Source organism: Oceanospirillum beijerinckii DSM 7166, assembly GCF_000422425.1.
GTDB lineage: Bacteria > Pseudomonadota > Gammaproteobacteria > Pseudomonadales > Halomonadaceae > Oceanospirillum > Oceanospirillum beijerinckii.
This window is the reverse complement of record NZ_AULT01000065.1, coordinates 1-18,147: the sequence shown is the minus strand read 5'-3', so window position 1 is coordinate 18,147 and position 18,147 is coordinate 1. Positions and strand designations below refer to the sequence as shown.

Genomic DNA, 18,147 nt, shown 5'->3' with positions numbered 1-18,147 from the left:
GTCAATTTTCCTCCAAAAGTATCTGTATCAAAGCTAGTAAACAGCTTGAAAGGCGTGTCGAGCAGGCGATTAAAACAGATTCACCCTGAGTTGATTAAATCGGCGTATTTGAAAAACGCCTTGTGGAGTCCAAGTTACTATGCTGGAAGTGTAGGTGGCGCTCCGATCTCCGTTGTCCGTCAATATATCGAGCAACAAGCCAGACCTCATTAGAGAGGCTTGCGTCTCTACGCTCTGTATCCCCGCACTAAAAGTACGGGGTTTTCCGCGAAAGGTGATAAAAGTGATCGGGGGCGGTCTCTTGGTCCAGCCAGCGGATAATAGCGCCATCAACCTCTTCCTGTGCCTGGGTCAACAGGCTCAAATCACTGAATAGAGCATGCTTTATTTGCGCGATTTCGGATAATAAGGCGTTCTAAGTTATCAAAATCTGACTACATCCACTTTCAATACTTTTCAAACAATGGCTTCATTCAATCACCGGCTGCTCACGTGAAGACTTCGCCTTTGTTGCCTGTTATCCCATACAAACTCTGTTAAAATGCGCGCCATTATCCCTTCACAGAGTAACGTCCACTTTATGTCTTTTATCTCTCTTGGTCTTTCTGAATATCTGGTTACAGCTCTAACAGAGCTGGGTTATCAGCAACCCACGCCTATTCAGCAAAAAGCAATTCCGGCAACCCTTGAAGGTCACGATGTTCTGGCTGCAGCAGAAACAGGGTCAGGTAAAACCGCAGGTTTTAGTCTGCCAATTTTGCAGCGCTTACTGACCGTCGCGCCATCTGAAGACAAGAGAAAAGGCAGCAATCAGGTATTTGCTTTGGTACTGGTGCCCACCCGGGAGCTGGCTGTTCAGATTGAAGAGGCCGTGCGTCAGTATGCCCGTCACTTCCCAAGAAAGCTAAAGACTCTGGCCGTATATGGTGGTGTAGCGATAAACCCCCAAATGCAAGGAATGCGCGGTGGTTGTGACGTGCTGGTGGCGACACCGGGGCGTTTGATCGACCTGATTGAGCGCAATGCCGTTAAGCTCAATACCGTGAATACTCTGGTATTGGATGAAGCGGATCGTATGCTTGATCTGGGTTTTTCTGATGAGCTTCGCACCATTCTGGATCTGTTACCGCAACAGCGTCAGAATCTACTGTTCTCTGCAACCTTCCCACAAGATGTACGTGCTCTGATCGATAATCTGCTGGTGAATCCTGTGGAGATCGAAATTCAGCAGGAAAGTACTATTCCTGAACAGCTGGTACAAACGGCTATTGAAGTGGACAGGGACAGTCGTACAGCCCTGTTAAAACATCTATTGGAACAGGAAAGCTGGACTCAGGTCTTGGTTTTTGTTGCCAGCAAGCGCACCGCTACCAATGTCGAGAATAAATTATTTAAATCGGGTATTGCCGCAGAAACTCTGCATGGTGATATGAGTCAGCTAGAGCGTAATCAGGCGCTGAAAAACTTTAAAAACGGCGACAGTCGGATTCTTATCGCAACAGACCTGGCGGCCCGTGGTATCGATATTCCGAATCTGCCATGCGTACTCAACTATGATCTGCCTCGCTCGCCTGCAGATTATGTGCACCGTATTGGTCGTACTGCTCGTGCTGGTGAGGAAGGGCTTGCGCTGTCCTTTGTGGATCATGAAAGCGATGCTCACTTTAAGCTGATTGAAAAACGCAACAAGATTAAGGTGATTCGTGAATCGGTGGCAGGTTTTGAGCGTAGCCCCGAAGTACCGCAGGATGTACTTGCAAAAAAAGGCCAGGCACCGGTTAAAGGCAAGCGTAAGAGTAAAAAAGATAAGTTACGTGAGGCGGCGGCCGCTGCAGCAAGAACTCAGGATATCTGGGGTAAGAAATAGCGAGGTAAACATAGGCTACCCCGCGAAGTGAATCTGAAGTAAGGCATGTGGCTTTACCCCACATGAGCCTTACTTCGGGAAATGATTTTTAACCATCACTTACGCCAGCTTGACCAAGGGTTATTCCCTGAATCATTTTGCTGCCCAGCGTTGTCTTTATCTCCCTGATTCCGGCTTTTGCGTTTGACAGGTTCAACATTGCCCTTGTTATCACGACGGGGCTTGTTGGTGCTATTCGGCTTACCCCAAGGGTCTTGTGAGCCACCGGATGGCTGCTCAAGTCTCTCTTTCCAAGGGCCATCATTGTGGCGGCGATTACCTCGTTTATTATCTCGGTCTCTCTGGTTCTGGCTTTCATCACGCTTTCGGTGACCCCCTTGTCTGCTATGCTCGCCATTCTTTTGCTTATGTTTAGGCACATGGTTCAGGATAGAGACAGGTACCGTCTTTTTCGCTTCAAAGCCCGCCACTTCTTTGCGTTCAATCAGATGACCAAGACGGCTTTCAATAGCACAAAGGCGCTTAAAGTCATCTTTGGATACCAGAGAGATCGCTTCACCAGAGGCACCCGCACGGCCGGTTCGGCCAATACGGTGAATATAATCATCCGCATCATCAGGCAAGTCGTAGTTCACGACACGTTCCAGTTGATCGATGTCGATACCCCGGGCCGCAACACCTGTCGCGACCAGTAACGACAGCCTGCCAGATCTGAAATCTGCCAGAATCTGTTCACGCATCGCCTGACTACGGTCACCGTGAATTGAGTCTGCAGTGATACCCCGCTTTTCCAGCTGAGAAACCAGTTTTGCCGCGCCGTGCTTGGTTCGGATAAAGATCAATGCCTGCTGCCAATCGTGCTCCTGAATAAGATGGCTAAGCAAAGCCGACTTTTGATCTTTATCGACAGTAATCAGCCACTGCGTAATATCTGGTTTGCTACTCTGATCACTGGCAACAGACACTTCTGCCGGGTCGACTGTAAAATCCTGGGCCAGAAAACGTACATCATCGGTCAGAGTTGCTGAGAACAATAGGCTCTGTTTCTGCTCAGGCAAGCGTTCGATAATCTTGCGGATATCGGCGATAAAGCCCATATCCAGCATACGGTCCGCTTCATCCAGCACCAGATATTCCAGCTCATCAAAACGTATCGCTTTCTGATAGATCATATCCAGCAGGCGGCCCGGTGTTGCCACCAGAATATCGACGCCTTCCAACAAACGCTGTTTTTGGGGGGCACTATCAACACCACCAAACATTGCCATTGCCGTCAGGCTCAGATGTTTGCCATAACGGACAATATCTTCTTCCACCTGCTGAGCCAGCTCACGGGTTGGAACCAGAATCAGTGCACGCACCCGTTTTGCCCGTTGTGTTTCGCCACTGGCTAACTGATGCAGAATAGGTAATACAAAGCTTGCGGTTTTACCTGTACCCGTTTGAGCACCCGCCAGCAGGTCACGGCCTTGCAGAATCAGGGGAATCGCCTGGGCCTGAACAGGTGTTGGTGTTTGATAACCTTGTTCGGCAACAGCAGTTAGAATCGGCTCGATCAAGCCTAGTTGGGCAAATGTCATTGGCATCTCGGGATAGTCATTCAACAGTTTTCAGCCTGGGCTGCTCATCGGTCTAATCAAAGTAGTCAAAAGACAAGCGACTTGATAGCAATTACTCAATTATAGCGACTAAGACGTTGAAAAAGGGCAATGGAAAATCAGGGGCGCAACTATACCAGATCATCTGGGCTCTGTATCTCTAAAGCAGGAGTTAAAGCTGCAACGGCAAGTCTCTGTTTAGGTAATATCAAAAAAGCGAATCAGTGCTATCCAAAAACAGAATGTTGTGGAGGGCGTCTTCGTATTCCTGCAGTTCAGACAATGGATTAACATGAGACTGATTAAGCATTGTTTCTATTAAGGCCGTATTCTGCATGCAACTTGTTATCGAAACCGTTATTCCCATTTTTGTTATTATTGCTGCTGGCTGGTGGGCCAGAAAAAGCAACCTGCTGGAAGAAAAGGCCTCAGCCACTCTGAATCAGTATGTGTTTTATTTTGCTATCCCTGCGATGATGTTTTCCGCTACTGCACGGTTTAGCTTGGCAGAAGTGATCAATGGACCATTTCTGATCGCCTTTTTCCTTGCTACATTGGTTACCGCGTTGGTCGGTTTTATTCCTTATAAGGCACTACGTATTCAGGGACCGCTGGACTCTATGGTAATTGCCCTCAACACAGTCTGGGCCAACACCATCTATATGGGCGTACCTCTGTTCTTCTTTATTTTTGGTGATAAGGGGACTTTGCCGGTGATTATGGCGACCTTAACGACCAATATGGCTTTTATTTTTTGTATGGCTGTTTTTGCCAATCTGGAACCTGGGCAGTCCAAGGCTTCACTTCCTGGGCTCTTCAGTAAGATCTTTCTGAAAAATCCGGTGATGCTGGCCCCGATTTTGGGAATGAGTGTCTCTTTCCTTGAGCTACCGTTAGCCAAACCTTTGGATAATCTTCTGACAATGGTTGCGCCATCTGCTGCACCTGTGGCGCTGTTTTCGCTAGGTCTGTCTCTTTATGGACTGAAGATTCAGGGCAGCCTGTTTCAACTGAGTTGGATCACACTGGTTAAACTGGTCATCCATCCGCTGGTCGCTTTGGCTATCGTATGGGCAATGGAGCTGGAGCCGTTTTGGGCAGCCTCTGTCGTACTGCTCTCCGCACTGCCTACCGGTGCTATGGTTTATGTACTGGCTCAGCAATATGATCGCAGAGTTGATCTATCTTCCAGCAGCATCTTTGTTACGACTATTTTGTCCATCGTCTCGCTAGCCATTTTGCTACCGATAATGAAACAATGGGCAGGATGATATAAGAGCGGACAACAAAAAACAGGCCGCGATAAAACGGATCGTAAATGCAACGGAAATCTCTTATGACTGAACAACAGAGCTTCTCAAAATCCCCAATCTGGCAGATTCAGAAAGAGTATTACCAGCAGCTGGGAATTGAGACATGGGGTAAAGCCATGGTGCCTTTCTCCGCGACCACTAACTGCTTTGTGGCTCAGGGTTACGCCCATAATATAGCGGCCTTTATTACCGATCTGCAGCTACAGGGGAATCATCAGCCGGTTAACATCGTCGAGCTGGGCACCGGTCACGGTCGCTTTAGTTTTATGCTGTTAAAAGCGCTGGAAGACCTTTATCAGGATTATCCGGAAAAGCCTTATCGCTATATTATGACGGATATCGCCCCGGTCAGTATTCAAGCCTGGAGCCAACATGCCAGGCTACAGCCCTTTATCGAAGAGGGGGTATTGGATTTCTCACTGTTTGATGCCGTGATCCAACAAGATACCACTCTGGAGGTGAGCGGTGACTCGTTTACCCAAACTCTGGCTGGTAAGCCCCTAGTCGTTGTCGCAAACTTCCTGCTGGATGTACTGCCCTATGACCTGTTTCGAGTTAAACAAGGTGAGATTCAGCCCTATTACGCCACCCTGACTCCCGATGAGCAAACCCTATCCAGCCTGTCTCCGGAAGATGCGGTAAAACAGGTAGAGCTTCAGTCTCAAATAGGTGAAGCTCAAGACTGTTATTATGATGTACCGGAATGGAATCAGCTGCTGGAATATTACCGAAATGAGATCAACGACAGTGTTGTACAGATGCCTGTATGTGTCCTACAAACCCTGGACTTCTTTAATCAACTGTCACCGCACAGCCTATGGCTTATCGCTGAAGAAGCCAGCCTGACACTGGAAAAGCTGGAAGGCCATCTCAGCACTGGTATCAAAAAACAGGGTTCCTTTACCACCCGTGTTAATTTGCACGCCGTACAGTATCTTCTCAACGATGGTCGCCACCAGTTCCTCCATGCCGAAACCCCAGATCCTCGTTTTGATAGTTATGCTCTGATCAAATCAGCCCAACCCGAACGCTTCCGCCTGAGCCGCAATAGCTTTAAGCAGAATCTGACTACCTTTGGTCCACGCAGTTTCTTCCGCCTGTTTGTTAACCTAAGACGTGAAAAACCCGCATTCAACGATGATGGCATGCTCTCTCTAATTGAGTTAAGCCAGTACGATCCCTATTTCTTCCGCCGTTTTCGCTATCGTATCCTTGATGCCTGTAAACAAGCCAGAAGCTTCCAAACAAAAGCGCTGGTAAAGGCACTGCTTAACATTTGGGATAACTATTACGATATCGGTGAAGACTTCCCTATCGCCTATTATCTAGCCCGCACCTTCGCGATACTGGAATACCATGATACGGCCATTGAGTTTTTAAGCTTGGCGCTGGAACATGATCAACAACAAGCACCAGCACAACGTCAAACACATAAGCTGTATTATTATTTGGGCCTGAGCAATTTAGAAACGGGTCAAACGGAACTGGGTGAGCAGTTTTTGCGTCACTCACTCAGTCTGGGCAGTGAATTCAAACGCCAGATTGAAAAGTGGCTGCCTTCAGACTCAATCGCATAAATCTCGCAATGGGTAGGCACTTCTCAGAGAGATGCCTACTTGGTTTTCTAACGCAACGGATTCTCCATTGTGAAGTTGCTCAGAGTCACATTTTCACGCCGAATAATATTCTCTGCTAGCTGAGTAAGCCCCCGTCGTTGGAAAAACGGTTTAGCAACAACCGAGGCTTCGACATATAGGCGTCCAATACCTCGATGACGGGCTTCCTGCTCCAAGTGCTGATACAGTGCACTGGCTACGCCTTTTCCCTGAAACTTGGGATGAGTATAAGTACAATCAATATGACCATCGGGGTCTAACTCGATAAAGCCTGCGATCTGCTGGTCGATAATGGCCAACCAGGGCTGCTTCTGGGCTAAGCGTTTTTGCCATACTTTATAATCGGGTTCTGGCGCCCATACTCTTTTCTGCTCAGTGTTATAGATTTCATCATTTATCGCCCATACAGCCTGATAAAACAGGTCGGCGATCTCCTGCGTTGCCGCCATTGTTCCATTAATTGGCGATGTCTTGCCACAATCGCTTGCTTTCTGATCATTATACGCCTCCTTAACAATTTCGTAATAGGCACATATTTTCACGGTACTTACTTCCTGTTTTCCAAAATCAGATAAATGGATGCTAAGAAAAGCCTCAGTATCCCCATGATTTATTAATTTATTAAATGTTTGATAAATTAATGATGATTAATATAAGGGGCTGCTTTATAAGTTAAACTAATGGGCTTATTAGCTTGGCTAATAGCCTGCGTGAAATTATCCGGTGTATAGACTAAAGTCTTGCATTCGACAATCATCTCATACATTATCCATTTATTAGAGCATGACAACATAAAGTCTAGTCATTGCACGATGATTAGCGATAACTCCCCATTCTATTCCCTGAAATAACTATACATATACCCAGGAAGAACTATGAAGGTCTCACATAAAGTTGCGCTTGTAGCATCTTCAATTATCATATTGGTTTTTACCCTCTATTCATGGCTGCAATACCACTCGGTCAGGGATACCCTGCTGGAAAGAACAGCCCAAAATACGCAAGAATCTGCCCAGGCATTAGGTGATCAAATCACCAATTGGCTAAACGCGCGTTTGAGTCTGATCGATATGATGGCTCAGACGATTGACTCTGACTTTAGCTTAGAATCCATTCAGAAAACCTTCGATACCCCAATATTAAAGGATAAATTTATCCTTATTTTTGGCGGCTTGCATACCGATGGCAAGAAAATTACTAATGACCCCAGCTGGAATCCGGTGGGTTGGGATGCCCGTAAGCGTCCTTGGTACAGCTATGCGCAAAATAACTCCCGCGCAGTGCTAACAGACCCTTATGCTGATGCGGCAAGTGGAGAAATTCTAATCTCAGCGGTTGCCAGGTTTACGGATAAAGGTCAGTTTAAAGGGGCCTTTGGTGGTGATTTGAGTTTAAAGGCGGTATCAGACGCTTTAAATACGCTAAACTTTAATAATACGGGTTATGTGTATTTAATGAATACTAATGGCAATATAATCAGTCACCCTGATAGTAAGCTGAATGGTAAAAATATTTCTGAACTATATAGCCAAAAACCAATTTTGAAACATGAACTGCAGCAAGTAGATATCAATGGTCAGAAAGCGCTAACCTCTTTCCATAAACTGGAAGGTATTTACGGGAGTGACTGGCAGATAGGTATTGTACTGGATTACAAAAAAGTAATGGTGGATGCTAACGACATGGGCATCACGGCTGCAATCGCGACCATTATTAGTGCAATTATCTGTAGTCTGGCACTCTATTTTACCGTATCCCGTCAGTTGCAGCCGTTATCTGATTTGCGCAGCTCTCTAATAGAGATTAACCAGGGCGAAGGGGATCTGACCAAGCGCCTGACAATTACCCGTACCGATGAGTTTGGTCAGGTTTCCAGTGATTTCAATCAGTTTATAAGTTATCTGCAAAATCTGATTAGCCAAGTGAAACAAGTCACAAGCGAGGTCCATCGCAATAGCCAGCAAACAGCTTCTTCCGCATCCACTTCAGTACAGAGTCTGGAACAGCAGTTGTATGAACTGGACCAATTGGCAACGGCGATGCATGAGATGTCAGCAACTGCTCATGATGTTGCTCTGAACGCTCAAACCACTGCCAATGCAGTAAAAGAGGCTGATTCTGCAAGCAGTGAAGGCGTGGAAGTGGTTGCAAAGGCCAGTGAAGATATTGCTCACCTATCTGATGATATGGAAAGTGTTGTAGGCACTATTAACGAACTGATCCAGTACAGCAACAATATAGAATCTATCTTGACAGTGATTACCGACATTGCGGAGCAGACCAACCTGCTGGCGCTGAACGCTGCAATTGAAGCCGCGCGCGCCGGAGAAAGCGGTCGAGGGTTTGCCGTAGTTGCTGATGAAGTGCGTGCTCTGGCTTCCAGAACCCAAGAGTCCACGGATGAGATCCGAAGCACCATCAATCAATTGCAGAACGGTGTCAAAAAAGCAGAAAACACGATCGCCAAGAGTCGTCAAAAAGCCAGAGATACGCAGGAAACCGTTGAACTTGCAGCTCAATCCCTAACCTGTATTCGTAACAGTATTGGCAATATCAGTGCAATGGCCATTCAGATCGCAACCGCAGCAGGACAACAAAGCGCTACCGCTGAAGAGATCAATCGTAATACCACCAATATCCGTGATATTTGCCAATCAGTGGCTGAAGGTTCTCGTAGTGTCGAAAATAAGTGCCAGCTAATGGCTCAACTGAGCACTCAACAAAGCAATGAACTTAGCAAGTTTAATGTTTGATCGCGCTAAATAGGCCTGTAACAATATTGTTAGCCAAAAAGCCCGGACTGGTGTTTGAGTCTGGGCTTTTCGGCCTGCTGCTTGAATGGAAACCCATGGGGAAACATTGACGTCACACTTTCAATTAATGCCTACAATACCAAAAGTCCGTCGTCTTGCATGTGTAATCCAAACATAATTCAGGTATGATGGCGCCTTTCATGAATTAGCTTATAGAGAGCAGTAACAAACAATGCAGCTTTCCAGCCTTACCGCAATATCCCCTGTTGATGGCCGCTACGGCTCTAAAACCGCTGACCTGCGTCCTTGGGTTAGTGAATTTGGCCTGATCCGCGCCCGTGTTGAAGTTGAGATTCGCTGGTTGCAGCGTCTGGCTGAGCACGATCAAATCGCTGAAGTACCTGCGTTAAGCGCAGAAGCGAACCAGCTTCTGAACGATCTGGTAGCCAACTTCGGTGAAGAAGATGCGCAGCGTATCAAAGAGATCGAGCGCACCACCAACCACGACGTTAAAGCGGTTGAGTACTTCATTAAAGAGCGCATTGAAGTTAACGACGAACTGAAAGCCGTTACTGAATTTGTTCACTTCGCTTGTACCTCTGAAGACATCAACAACCTGTCTCACGCCCTGATGCTGAAAGGTGCGCTGGACAATGTTGTACTGCCGGCTATGAAGGAAGTGGTTGCAGCGATTCGCCAGCTGGCTCTGGACAACGCTGAGCAACCGATGTTGTCCCGTACTCACGGTCAGACGGCATCCCCTACCACTCTGGGTAAAGAGATGGCTAACGTTGCGGCACGTTTGCAACGTCAGGTGGTTCAGGTTGAAGCGGTTGAACTGCTGGGTAAGATCAATGGTGCCGTAGGTAACTACAACGCCCACCTGTCTGCTTACCCGGATATCGACTGGCAAGCCAACGCTGAGATCTTTGTTGAAAGTCTGGGTCTGACCTTCAACCCTTACACCACTCAGATTGAGCCACATGATTACATCGCTGAGCTGTTTGATGCGGTAGCCCGTTTTAACACTATCCTGATTGACTTTGATCGTGACGTTTGGGGTTACATCTCTCTGGGTTATTTCAAACAGCGTACTATCGCGGGTGAAGTGGGCTCTTCTACCATGCCGCACAAGGTTAACCCAATCGACTTCGAAAACTCCGAAGGTAACCTGGGTATCGCCAATGCGATCATGCAGCACCTGGCCGCTAAATTGCCTATTTCTCGCTGGCAGCGTGACCTGACCGACTCTACTGTTCTGCGTAATCTGGGTGTTGGTTTTGGTCAGTCTCTGATCGCTTACCAAGCATCTCTGAAAGGCATTAGCAAACTGCAAACCAATGCGGACCGTCTGAATGCCGATCTGGAAAACAGCTGGGAAGTTCTGGCTGAGCCGATCCAGACCGTTATGCGCCGTTACAATATCGAAAAACCATACGAGAAGCTGAAAGAGCTGACCCGTGGTAAAGCGATCACTAAAGAAACCCTGCAAGAGTTTGTTCAGACTCTGGATATGCCGCAGGAAGCAAAAGATGAGCTGATGCAGCTGACGCCGCACAACTACATCGGTAACGCGATCGATCAAGCAAAAGCGATCTGATTATTAGATTAGCTTGCTAATCACAGCTCAAGCTGTTGATTAAGACGCGAAATGAAAGGCTCTGATCCATATCAGGGCCTTTTTATTTGTTTCGTGTTTTCCTATTCTTTGATTTTAGCCAAGGTTGTTAACTAAACCTGTTTCTTGGTTTTAGTGCGTAAAAATACTAATCCAGATAAGTTGCTGTAGGTCGGAAAAGCCGTAGGCGCCTTCCGACAATAGTCTGGTATGCAGGTTAGTGTCGGATGGCGTTTCGCTGATCCAACCTCCCCAAGTATCGAGAGCTTATCAGGAAGCGCATAAGACACGTATTGACATCATCTGATCTTTTTTCACTCTGGAAAGAATCCCATGTTACAACTGCCTGAATGCCTGCTGGGCCAAATCAGCTATGAAGAGTTTCTGCGCGACTACTGGCAGAAAAAGCCGCTGTTTATTAAAAATGCGATTCCTGATTTTGAATCCCCTATCGACGAACATGAGCTGGCGGGGATGGCACTGGAAGAGCAGGTTGAATCCCGCCTGGTGATGGAAAAAGGCCCGAACGGTGAAAATTGGCACCTGGAGAATGGTCCGTTTGAGGAGTCCCGCTTCAGCACGCTGCCTGAAACCCATTGGACCCTGCTGGTACAGGCGGTCGATCACTACGTGCCGGAAGTGGCGGCTTTAATGGAAGCCTTTGACTTTATTCCAAGCTGGCGTGTGGATGACATTATGATCAGCTTCGCCCCTAAAGAAGGCAGTGTCGGCCCGCATCTGGACTACTACGATGTATTCCTGCTGCAGGCTCAGGGTACACGCCGCTGGCAATTGGGTGGTTTCGCCGATGATAAAACGCCTATTGTCGAAGGCGTACCCCTGCGTATTCTGCGTGAGTTTAATGTCGAAGAAGAGTTTGTCTGTGAACCTGGCGACTTGCTCTATCTGCCACCTCAGTTGGCACACTATGGTGTGTCCCAAACCGATGACTGTATGACCTGGTCTGTGGGTTTCCGTGCTCCTTCTGCTGATGAAATTGTCACATCTCTGGCAGATTTTATCGGAGAAACGCTCTGTGAAGATGATCGTTACGGTGATCCAGATCTGGAACTACAGTCCTATAACAGCCAGATTGGCCCGGATGCTATCGCTCGCGTTAAGACTTTAGTACTGGAAAAGCTTAACGATGACGAGGTGATCAATGCTTGGTTCGGCCGTTATATGACGCAACCCAAGTATATGGACCAGCTAATTCCCAGTGAAGAGGCAGTTTCTGAGTCTGATCTGAGTGAAAATATGGCCTCTGGCGCTGTACTTAACCTGACTGAAGGCAGTCGTTTAGCGTTTTCAGACACCGAAAGTGGCTTTGTTTTGTTTGCTGACGGCGAAGGTTACCCGATTGAGGCGCAAGACAAAGAGTTAATAATGCATTTATGTGAACAAAAGTATCTTACCTCACATGAATTATTTTCACCTTCAGAAAAAACCATGGTGAATTTATCTGAATTAATTAATCGCGGTACCCTGTATTTGAGCGATTAGGCACATTGTAGACAGTCCCTGAATTTGATTCCGGGGCTGTTATTTTCCCCTGGCGATAAAAAAAACATCTCGCGACAAAAAGATCCATTCCAGTCACAGACTTAGCATCAAACTCCCCTTTGGTCAGTGATTTTCGCATATACACACAAAACCACAGCGTTAAATTTTTAACTCGATATCGTCCTAGATGGGATTGTCGACAATCTATAGATTTTAGCTGTCAAAAAACAGCTATCACCTTGTCATTTTGGCGAGTAAAACTACAGAATAGTGCGGCGCAGCAAGTGTAATGACGTCAAAACTGTAGCCGTACTACAGGAATTGATTTGTAGTTAATTTACAACGACTTATAAGTCCAAAGTAGCGTTTGCAAAGGGGTGCTCAGTTCGGCATAGTGTAAAACATACAAAGGCAAACACCTGTTTGAAACTTGTTAGACGAATGGGTGAATTGACTAAGAATCTGAAGTGCGGTCAGTATAGAAAAACGCACTAAGTGTTCGGTTCAGCGAAGACCACAAGTTAAGACACTGAATCCAAGCACAGGCACTAAGTATCCGATTAGGTTAAACGTGGCTAACACAATGCTTAAATAGCAGCACAGTGCTTAAGCAAAGCACTGAAAACACGCTTAGCCTGATCCAAAAAATTCATTCGGTGAAACGGCACATTTCACCGGATACAACGGACACCTTACCAGACACGCACAAATGTCTGACTAAGGCTGAACTAACCCTAACAGGCACACTGTAGAGGAATTTCCATGTCAAGTTTGAATAAAGATATCGATGCGGTAGCAACACTGAAAGAAACCAACGGTTCTCCATGGGATGCGATCAACCCAGAGTACGCAGCACGTATGCGTGCTCAGAACAAATTCAAGACCGGTCTGGACATCGCTAAGTACACTGCTGGCATCATGCGTCGTGACATGGCTGAGTTTGATAAAGACAAGACCAAGTACACTCAATCTCTGGGTTGCTGGCACGGTTTTGTAGGTCAGCAGAAGCTGATTTCTATCAAGAAGCATTTCGGTTCTACCGAGCGTAAATACCTGTACCTGTCTGGTTGGATGGTTGCAGCTCTGCGTTCTGACTTCGGTCCTCTGCCTGACCAGTCTATGCACGAGAAAACTGTTGTAGCGGATCTGGTTGAAGAGCTGTACACCTTCCTGCGTCAGGCTGACGCTCGTGAACTGGGTGGTCTGTTCCGCGAACTGGACAAAGCACGTGAAGCAGGTGATGCGGCTCTGGAAGCTGAAATCCAGGATAAGATCGATAACCACGAAACTCACGTTGTACCAATTATTGCTGACATTGACGCTGGTTTTGGTAACGCTGAAGCGACTTACCTGCTGGCTAAGAAGATGATTGAAGCAGGTGCCTGTGCACTGCAGATCGAAAACCAGGTAGCTGATGAGAAACAGTGTGGTCACCAGGACGGTAAAGTAACGGTTCCTCACGCTGATTTCCACGCGAAAATCCGCGCACTGCGTTACGCATTCCTGGAGCTGGGCGTAGATGACGGTATCATCGTTGCACGTACTGACTCTGAAGGTGCTGGCCTGACTAAAGAGATTGCTGTTGTACGTGAGCCAGGCGATCAAGGTGATGTATACAACTCCTTCCTGGATTGCGAAGAAGTGACTCCAGAGCAAACTGCTGAAGGTGATGTACTGATCAGCCGTAACGGTAAACTGGTTCGTCCTAAGCGTCTGCCTTCCGGTCTGTACCAGTTCCGTCAGGGCACTGGCCACGAGCGTTGCGTATTTGACTGTATCGAAGCAATCAACGCTGGTGCTGACCTGCTGTGGATCGAGACTGCGGTACCTACCGTTCACGAAATCAAAGACATGATGGACGATGTTCGTAAAGTACACCCAGATGCAAAACTGGTGTACAACAACTCTCCATCTTTCAACTGGACGCTGAACTTCCGTCAACAGACTTACGATGCATGGGTTGCTGAAGGTAAAGACGTATCTGAATACGATCGTGCTGACCTGATGAACGCTAAGTACGACGATTCTGAGCTGTCTGCTGCTGCTGACGCTCGTGTACGTACCTTCCAGGCTGACTGTTCACGTGAAGCGAACGTATTCCACCACCTGATCACTCTGCCGACTTACCACACTACTGCTCTGTCAGTAGACAATCTGGCTAAAGAGTACTTCGGTGAAGCTGGCATGCTGGGCTACGTAGCTGGCGTACAGCGTAAAGAGATCCGTCAGGGTATCGCTTGTGTGAAACACCAGAACATGTCCGGTTCTGACATCGGTGACGATCACAAAGAATACTACGCTGGTGAGATGGCTCTGAAAGCGGGCGGTGCGAAGAACACTTCTAACCAGTTTAGCTAAGCAAAACTCGCTAAGGATAGCGCCCTGCTTAGCCAGGGCCTAGCCTAAGCCCAAAAGGCGGCCCTCTACCAAGGTGTCGCCTTTTTTAATAAAAAAAGAGAAGGTACCGCCTTTTTTAGTAGAAGAGGATACTCTTTGTAATCAAAGGTTTTGTACGTTGAAAGCCCAATGCGTTAGAGTGGCGGCCAGCTTTCAACAGTAATTTGATTAAGTGGTTTTAACTATGATTGATACACCTGCTTTCCTAAAAGATGCTCAAGATCTGTTATCCGAACAAGGCTTTACGGCCAGTAATGTCTGGTATCACGGCACATCATCAGCGCTGGTTGAGTCAATCAAACAACAGGGTCTAATCCGTTCCGGTGACCTGGCGCTGAATGAAGCCGCGAAAAAAACCATGGCCACCATCGGCAATAACTATACCGAGACCACAGAACCTGTTTTCCTGACCCAAAGTAAAGAGCTGGCCTTCTATTGGGCGCAGCAAACCGTCAGAAACCGCAGTGTACGCATTGAAGGTGAAGAACTGCCGGTCGTATTCAAGGTAGAACTGCCTGACGAGCTAAACAGTCAGGTAAAACCCGATGTGGGCGCAGCCAGCCTATTAATGATCAAAGAGGGTGAGCGCTTTCTGGCCTATGTTGCAGGCATCTACCAAAACAATAATCTGAAAGTACCTGAAATCAATCTGATGAAAGCGGATCGCATGGATTATTTGAATAAGTTGGGTATGGCGTATTTTAATGACGATATTGCCCCGTCATACCTGACACTGGTTAGCGAGTAAGTCACCAATAGCCTGAAATCATAGGCAAATTTTCGCCCTCTTCCCTCACTTAAACCGGAAGGGGGCATAGAAAAAAGCTGCTGTTGTCACCGCTGTTTTCTTTTTTTAGACAGGAAAAAGCATTAAGAAAAGTTTCTCTATCCCTTGGTCTGTCTGCATTTGACCCTCCTCTTTAGCAAAAATGAATCTACACTAGCCTTTAGTGTAAGGCTTCGGCATGTGAAAACCGGCCGGTTTTCAGTATAATCTTGCCCCAGCAGACAGAATAACTCCTTTAGTCAAAGATGATCACAAGTCATCTTTTGTTAGGTATTTTGGCCATCAAGCCATAACTATAGGGATAAAAATGACAACTCCAACTCCAAACTCTGAGCAAAAAATCGTTTATACCCTGACTGACGAAGCACCGTTCCTGGCGACTGGCTCTTTCCTGCCGATCGTTCGTGCGTTTACTTCTGCGGCGGGTATTCAAGTAGAAACCAGTGATATCTCTGTTGCGGCACGTATCCTGGCTAGCTTCCCGGAGAAACTGACTGAAGAGCAACAAGTAACAGACACCCTGGCAGAACTGGGTGAACTGACCAAAGATCCATCTTGTAACCTGATCAAACTGCCAAACATCTCTGCCTCTATCCCTCAATTAAAAGCCGCTATCGCTGAGCTGCAATCTCAGGGTTACGACATCCCTAACTACCCAGATGAAGCGACGACTGACGAAGAGAAAGATATTCAGGCGCGTTACTCTAAAATCCTGGGTAGTGCTGTAAACCCTGTGCTGCGTCAAGGTAACTCTGACCGTCGTGCGCCTCCAGCGGTTAAAGCATTCGCACGTAAATTCCCTCACTCTATGGGTGAGTGGAGCAAGGCTTCCCGTTCTCATGCTGACTACATGCGTGATGGCGACTTCTTCTCCAGTGAGCAATCTATCACTATGGAAGAAGCAGGCGATGTACGCCTGGAGTTCGTAGACAAAGACGGCAACGTTGAAGTTAAGAAGACCGTTGCTCTGCAAAAAGGTGAAGTATTCGATAGCATGTTCATGAGCGCTAAAGCGCTGGACAGCTTCTTCGAGCGCACCCTGCAAGAGTGTAAAGCAGACGGCGTAATGTGGTCTCTGCACGTTAAAGCGACCATGATGAAGGTCTCTCACCCAATCGTATTCGGTCACGCTGTCCGTGTATTCTACCGTGAAGTATTCGAAAAATACGCAGACCTGTTCGAAGAACTGGGCGTTAATCCGAACAACGGTATGAACAGTGTTTACGAGAAGATCAAAACACTGCCTCAATCTCAGCAGGAAGAGATCGAAGAAGCGATCCACGCGTGCTACGAGCATCGTCCAGAAATGGCAATGGTAGATTCCGTTAAAGGTATCACCAACCTGCACATCCCAAGTGACGTCATCGTTGATGCTTCTATGCCTGCAATGATCCGTAACTCAGGTAAGATGTGGGGCCGTGACGGCAAGGTTAAAGACACTAAAGCGGTAATGCCTGAGTCTACCTACGCACGTATCTACCAGGAAATGATCCACTTCTGTCGTACCAATGGTGCATTTGACCCAACCACTATGGGTTCTGTACCTAACGTAGGTCTGATGGCGATGAAGGCCGAAGAATACGGTTCTCACGACAAGACTTTCGAAATGTCTCAAGACGGTACTATGCGCGTAGTTAAAGCCGACGGTACCGTACTGATGCAGCACGAAGTTGAGAAAGGCGACATCTGGCGTGCATGTCAAACTAAAGATGCTGCAGTGCGTGACTGGGTTAAACTGGCTGTGACTCGCTCCCGTCAGTCTGACACTCCTGCGATCTTCTGGCTGGATGCTGAGCGTGCTCACGACCGTCAGCTGCGTCTGAAAGTTGAAGAGTACCTGAAAGAACATGACACTGAAGGTCTGGACCTGCGTATCATGGGCTACAGCCGTGCGATCCGTACCTCTATGGAGCGTATGATCCGTGGTAAAGACACCATCTCTGTAACCGGTAACGTACTGCGTGATTACCTGACTGACCTGTTCCCAATCATGGAGCTGGGAACGTCGGCTAAGATGCTGTCTATCGTTCCTATGCTGAACGGTGGTGGCATGTACGAGACTGGTGCGGGTGGTTCTGCTCCTAAGCACGTACAACAGGTTCAGGAAGAGAACCACCTGCGTTGGGATTCTCTGGGTGAGTTCCTGGCACTGGCCGTATCTCTGGAAGAGCTGGGTATCAAAAACGACAACCCACAAGCTGAACTGATGGCTAAAGCGCTGGACGCTGCAACGGGTCAACTGCTGGAGAACAACAAGTCTCCTTCCCGTAAAGTGGGCGAGCTGGACAACCGTGGTAGCCACTTCTACCTGGCAATGTACTGGGCACAGTACCTGGCAGAACAGACTGAAAACACTGATCTGGCTGCGCGCTTCGCACCTCTGGCTAAAGCACTGACCGAGAATGAAGCTCAAATCATTCAGGAACTGGCAGACGCACAGGGTCAACCGGCTGATCTGGGCGGTTACTACCACCCTGATATGGCTAAAGTTGATGCAGTTATGCGTCCAAGTAAAACTCTGAACGACGCACTGGCTTCCCTGTAAGCTAAACATCAATCAGATTTTGCTGCGGTAAACACAAAAGCCCGGAAGTGATTCCGGGCTTTCTTGTTCATATATACTGTCAAATACGATTAGATATCGGCTGTGATTGAGGGATCAGATATCCCCGCCTCTTTTAGTGTTTCAGATAGG

At 47.4% G+C, this 18,147-nt stretch carries 12 protein-coding genes; 10 read left to right on the top strand and 2 right to left on the bottom strand.

Annotated features, from left to right (window positions below; genetic code table 11):
• Window positions 1-213 (top strand): IS200/IS605 family transposase (gene tnpA, locus H579_RS28715; protein WP_157834649.1); only part of this gene is annotated, 213 nt, incomplete at its 5' end.
• Window positions 214-580: 367 nt separating this feature from the next.
• Window positions 581-1,867 (top strand): DEAD/DEAH box helicase, encoded by a 1,287-nt coding sequence (locus H579_RS0117355; RefSeq protein ID WP_028301743.1) that lies wholly within the window; start codon window positions 581-583, stop codon window positions 1,865-1,867.
• Window positions 1,868-1,962: 95 nt separating this feature from the next.
• Here H579_RS0117355 and H579_RS26220 read toward each other — a convergent pair whose 3' ends face one another.
• Window positions 1,963-3,447 (bottom strand): DEAD/DEAH box helicase, encoded by a 1,485-nt coding sequence (locus H579_RS26220; RefSeq protein WP_084624200.1) that lies wholly within the window; start codon window positions 3,445-3,447, stop codon window positions 1,963-1,965.
• A 353-nt stretch (window positions 3,448-3,800) separates the two neighbouring features.
• Between H579_RS26220 and H579_RS0117345 the strand changes: the two genes are divergently transcribed.
• Both H579_RS0117345 and H579_RS0117340 read left to right on the top strand, forming a co-directional pair.
• Window positions 3,801-4,736: an AEC family transporter gene (locus tag H579_RS0117345; protein WP_028301742.1), complete on the top strand. Its 936-nt coding sequence runs from the start codon at window positions 3,801-3,803 to the stop codon at window positions 4,734-4,736.
• A gap of 65 nt (window positions 4,737-4,801) precedes the next feature.
• The gene (locus H579_RS0117340) at window positions 4,802-6,355 is read left to right on the top strand and encodes an SAM-dependent methyltransferase (protein ID WP_028301741.1); all 1,554 of its coding nucleotides are present in this window, start codon (window positions 4,802-4,804) and stop codon (window positions 6,353-6,355) included.
• 47 nt (window positions 6,356-6,402) lie between these two features.
• On the opposite strand, the gene H579_RS0117335 is transcribed toward H579_RS0117340, so the two are convergent.
• A complete protein-coding gene (locus tag H579_RS0117335; RefSeq protein ID WP_245583297.1) occupies window positions 6,403-6,936 on the bottom strand; it encodes a GNAT family N-acetyltransferase in 534 nt (177 codons plus the stop codon).
• A 333-nt stretch (window positions 6,937-7,269) separates the two neighbouring features.
• Here H579_RS0117335 and H579_RS0117330 point away from each other — a divergent pair, with 333 nt between their 5' ends.
• The 6 genes from H579_RS0117330 (at window position 7,270) to H579_RS0117305 (ending at window position 17,997) form a co-directional block, all read left to right on the top strand.
• Window positions 7,270-9,147, top strand: coding sequence for a methyl-accepting chemotaxis protein (locus H579_RS0117330; RefSeq protein WP_028301739.1), 1,878 nt, complete (start codon window positions 7,270-7,272; stop codon window positions 9,145-9,147).
• A gap of 232 nt (window positions 9,148-9,379) precedes the next feature.
• A complete protein-coding gene (gene purB / locus H579_RS0117325) occupies window positions 9,380-10,747 on the top strand; it encodes an adenylosuccinate lyase (RefSeq protein ID WP_028301738.1) in 1,368 nt (455 codons plus the stop codon).
• A 351-nt stretch (window positions 10,748-11,098) separates the two neighbouring features.
• Complete coding sequence (locus tag H579_RS0117320) at window positions 11,099-12,268, top strand: cupin domain-containing protein (protein ID WP_036566579.1); 1,170 nt, start codon at window positions 11,099-11,101, stop codon at window positions 12,266-12,268.
• Between the two features lie 762 nt (window positions 12,269-13,030).
• Window positions 13,031-14,626, top strand: coding sequence for an isocitrate lyase (locus H579_RS0117315; protein ID WP_028301736.1), 1,596 nt, complete (start codon window positions 13,031-13,033; stop codon window positions 14,624-14,626).
• Window positions 14,627-14,849: 223 nt separating this feature from the next.
• A complete protein-coding gene (locus H579_RS0117310; RefSeq protein WP_028301735.1) occupies window positions 14,850-15,413 on the top strand; it encodes a hypothetical protein in 564 nt (187 codons plus the stop codon).
• A gap of 346 nt (window positions 15,414-15,759) precedes the next feature.
• The gene (locus tag H579_RS0117305) at window positions 15,760-17,997 is read left to right on the top strand and encodes an NADP-dependent isocitrate dehydrogenase (RefSeq protein ID WP_028301734.1); all 2,238 of its coding nucleotides are present in this window, start codon (window positions 15,760-15,762) and stop codon (window positions 17,995-17,997) included.
• Window positions 17,998-18,147: the final 150 nt, after the last annotated feature.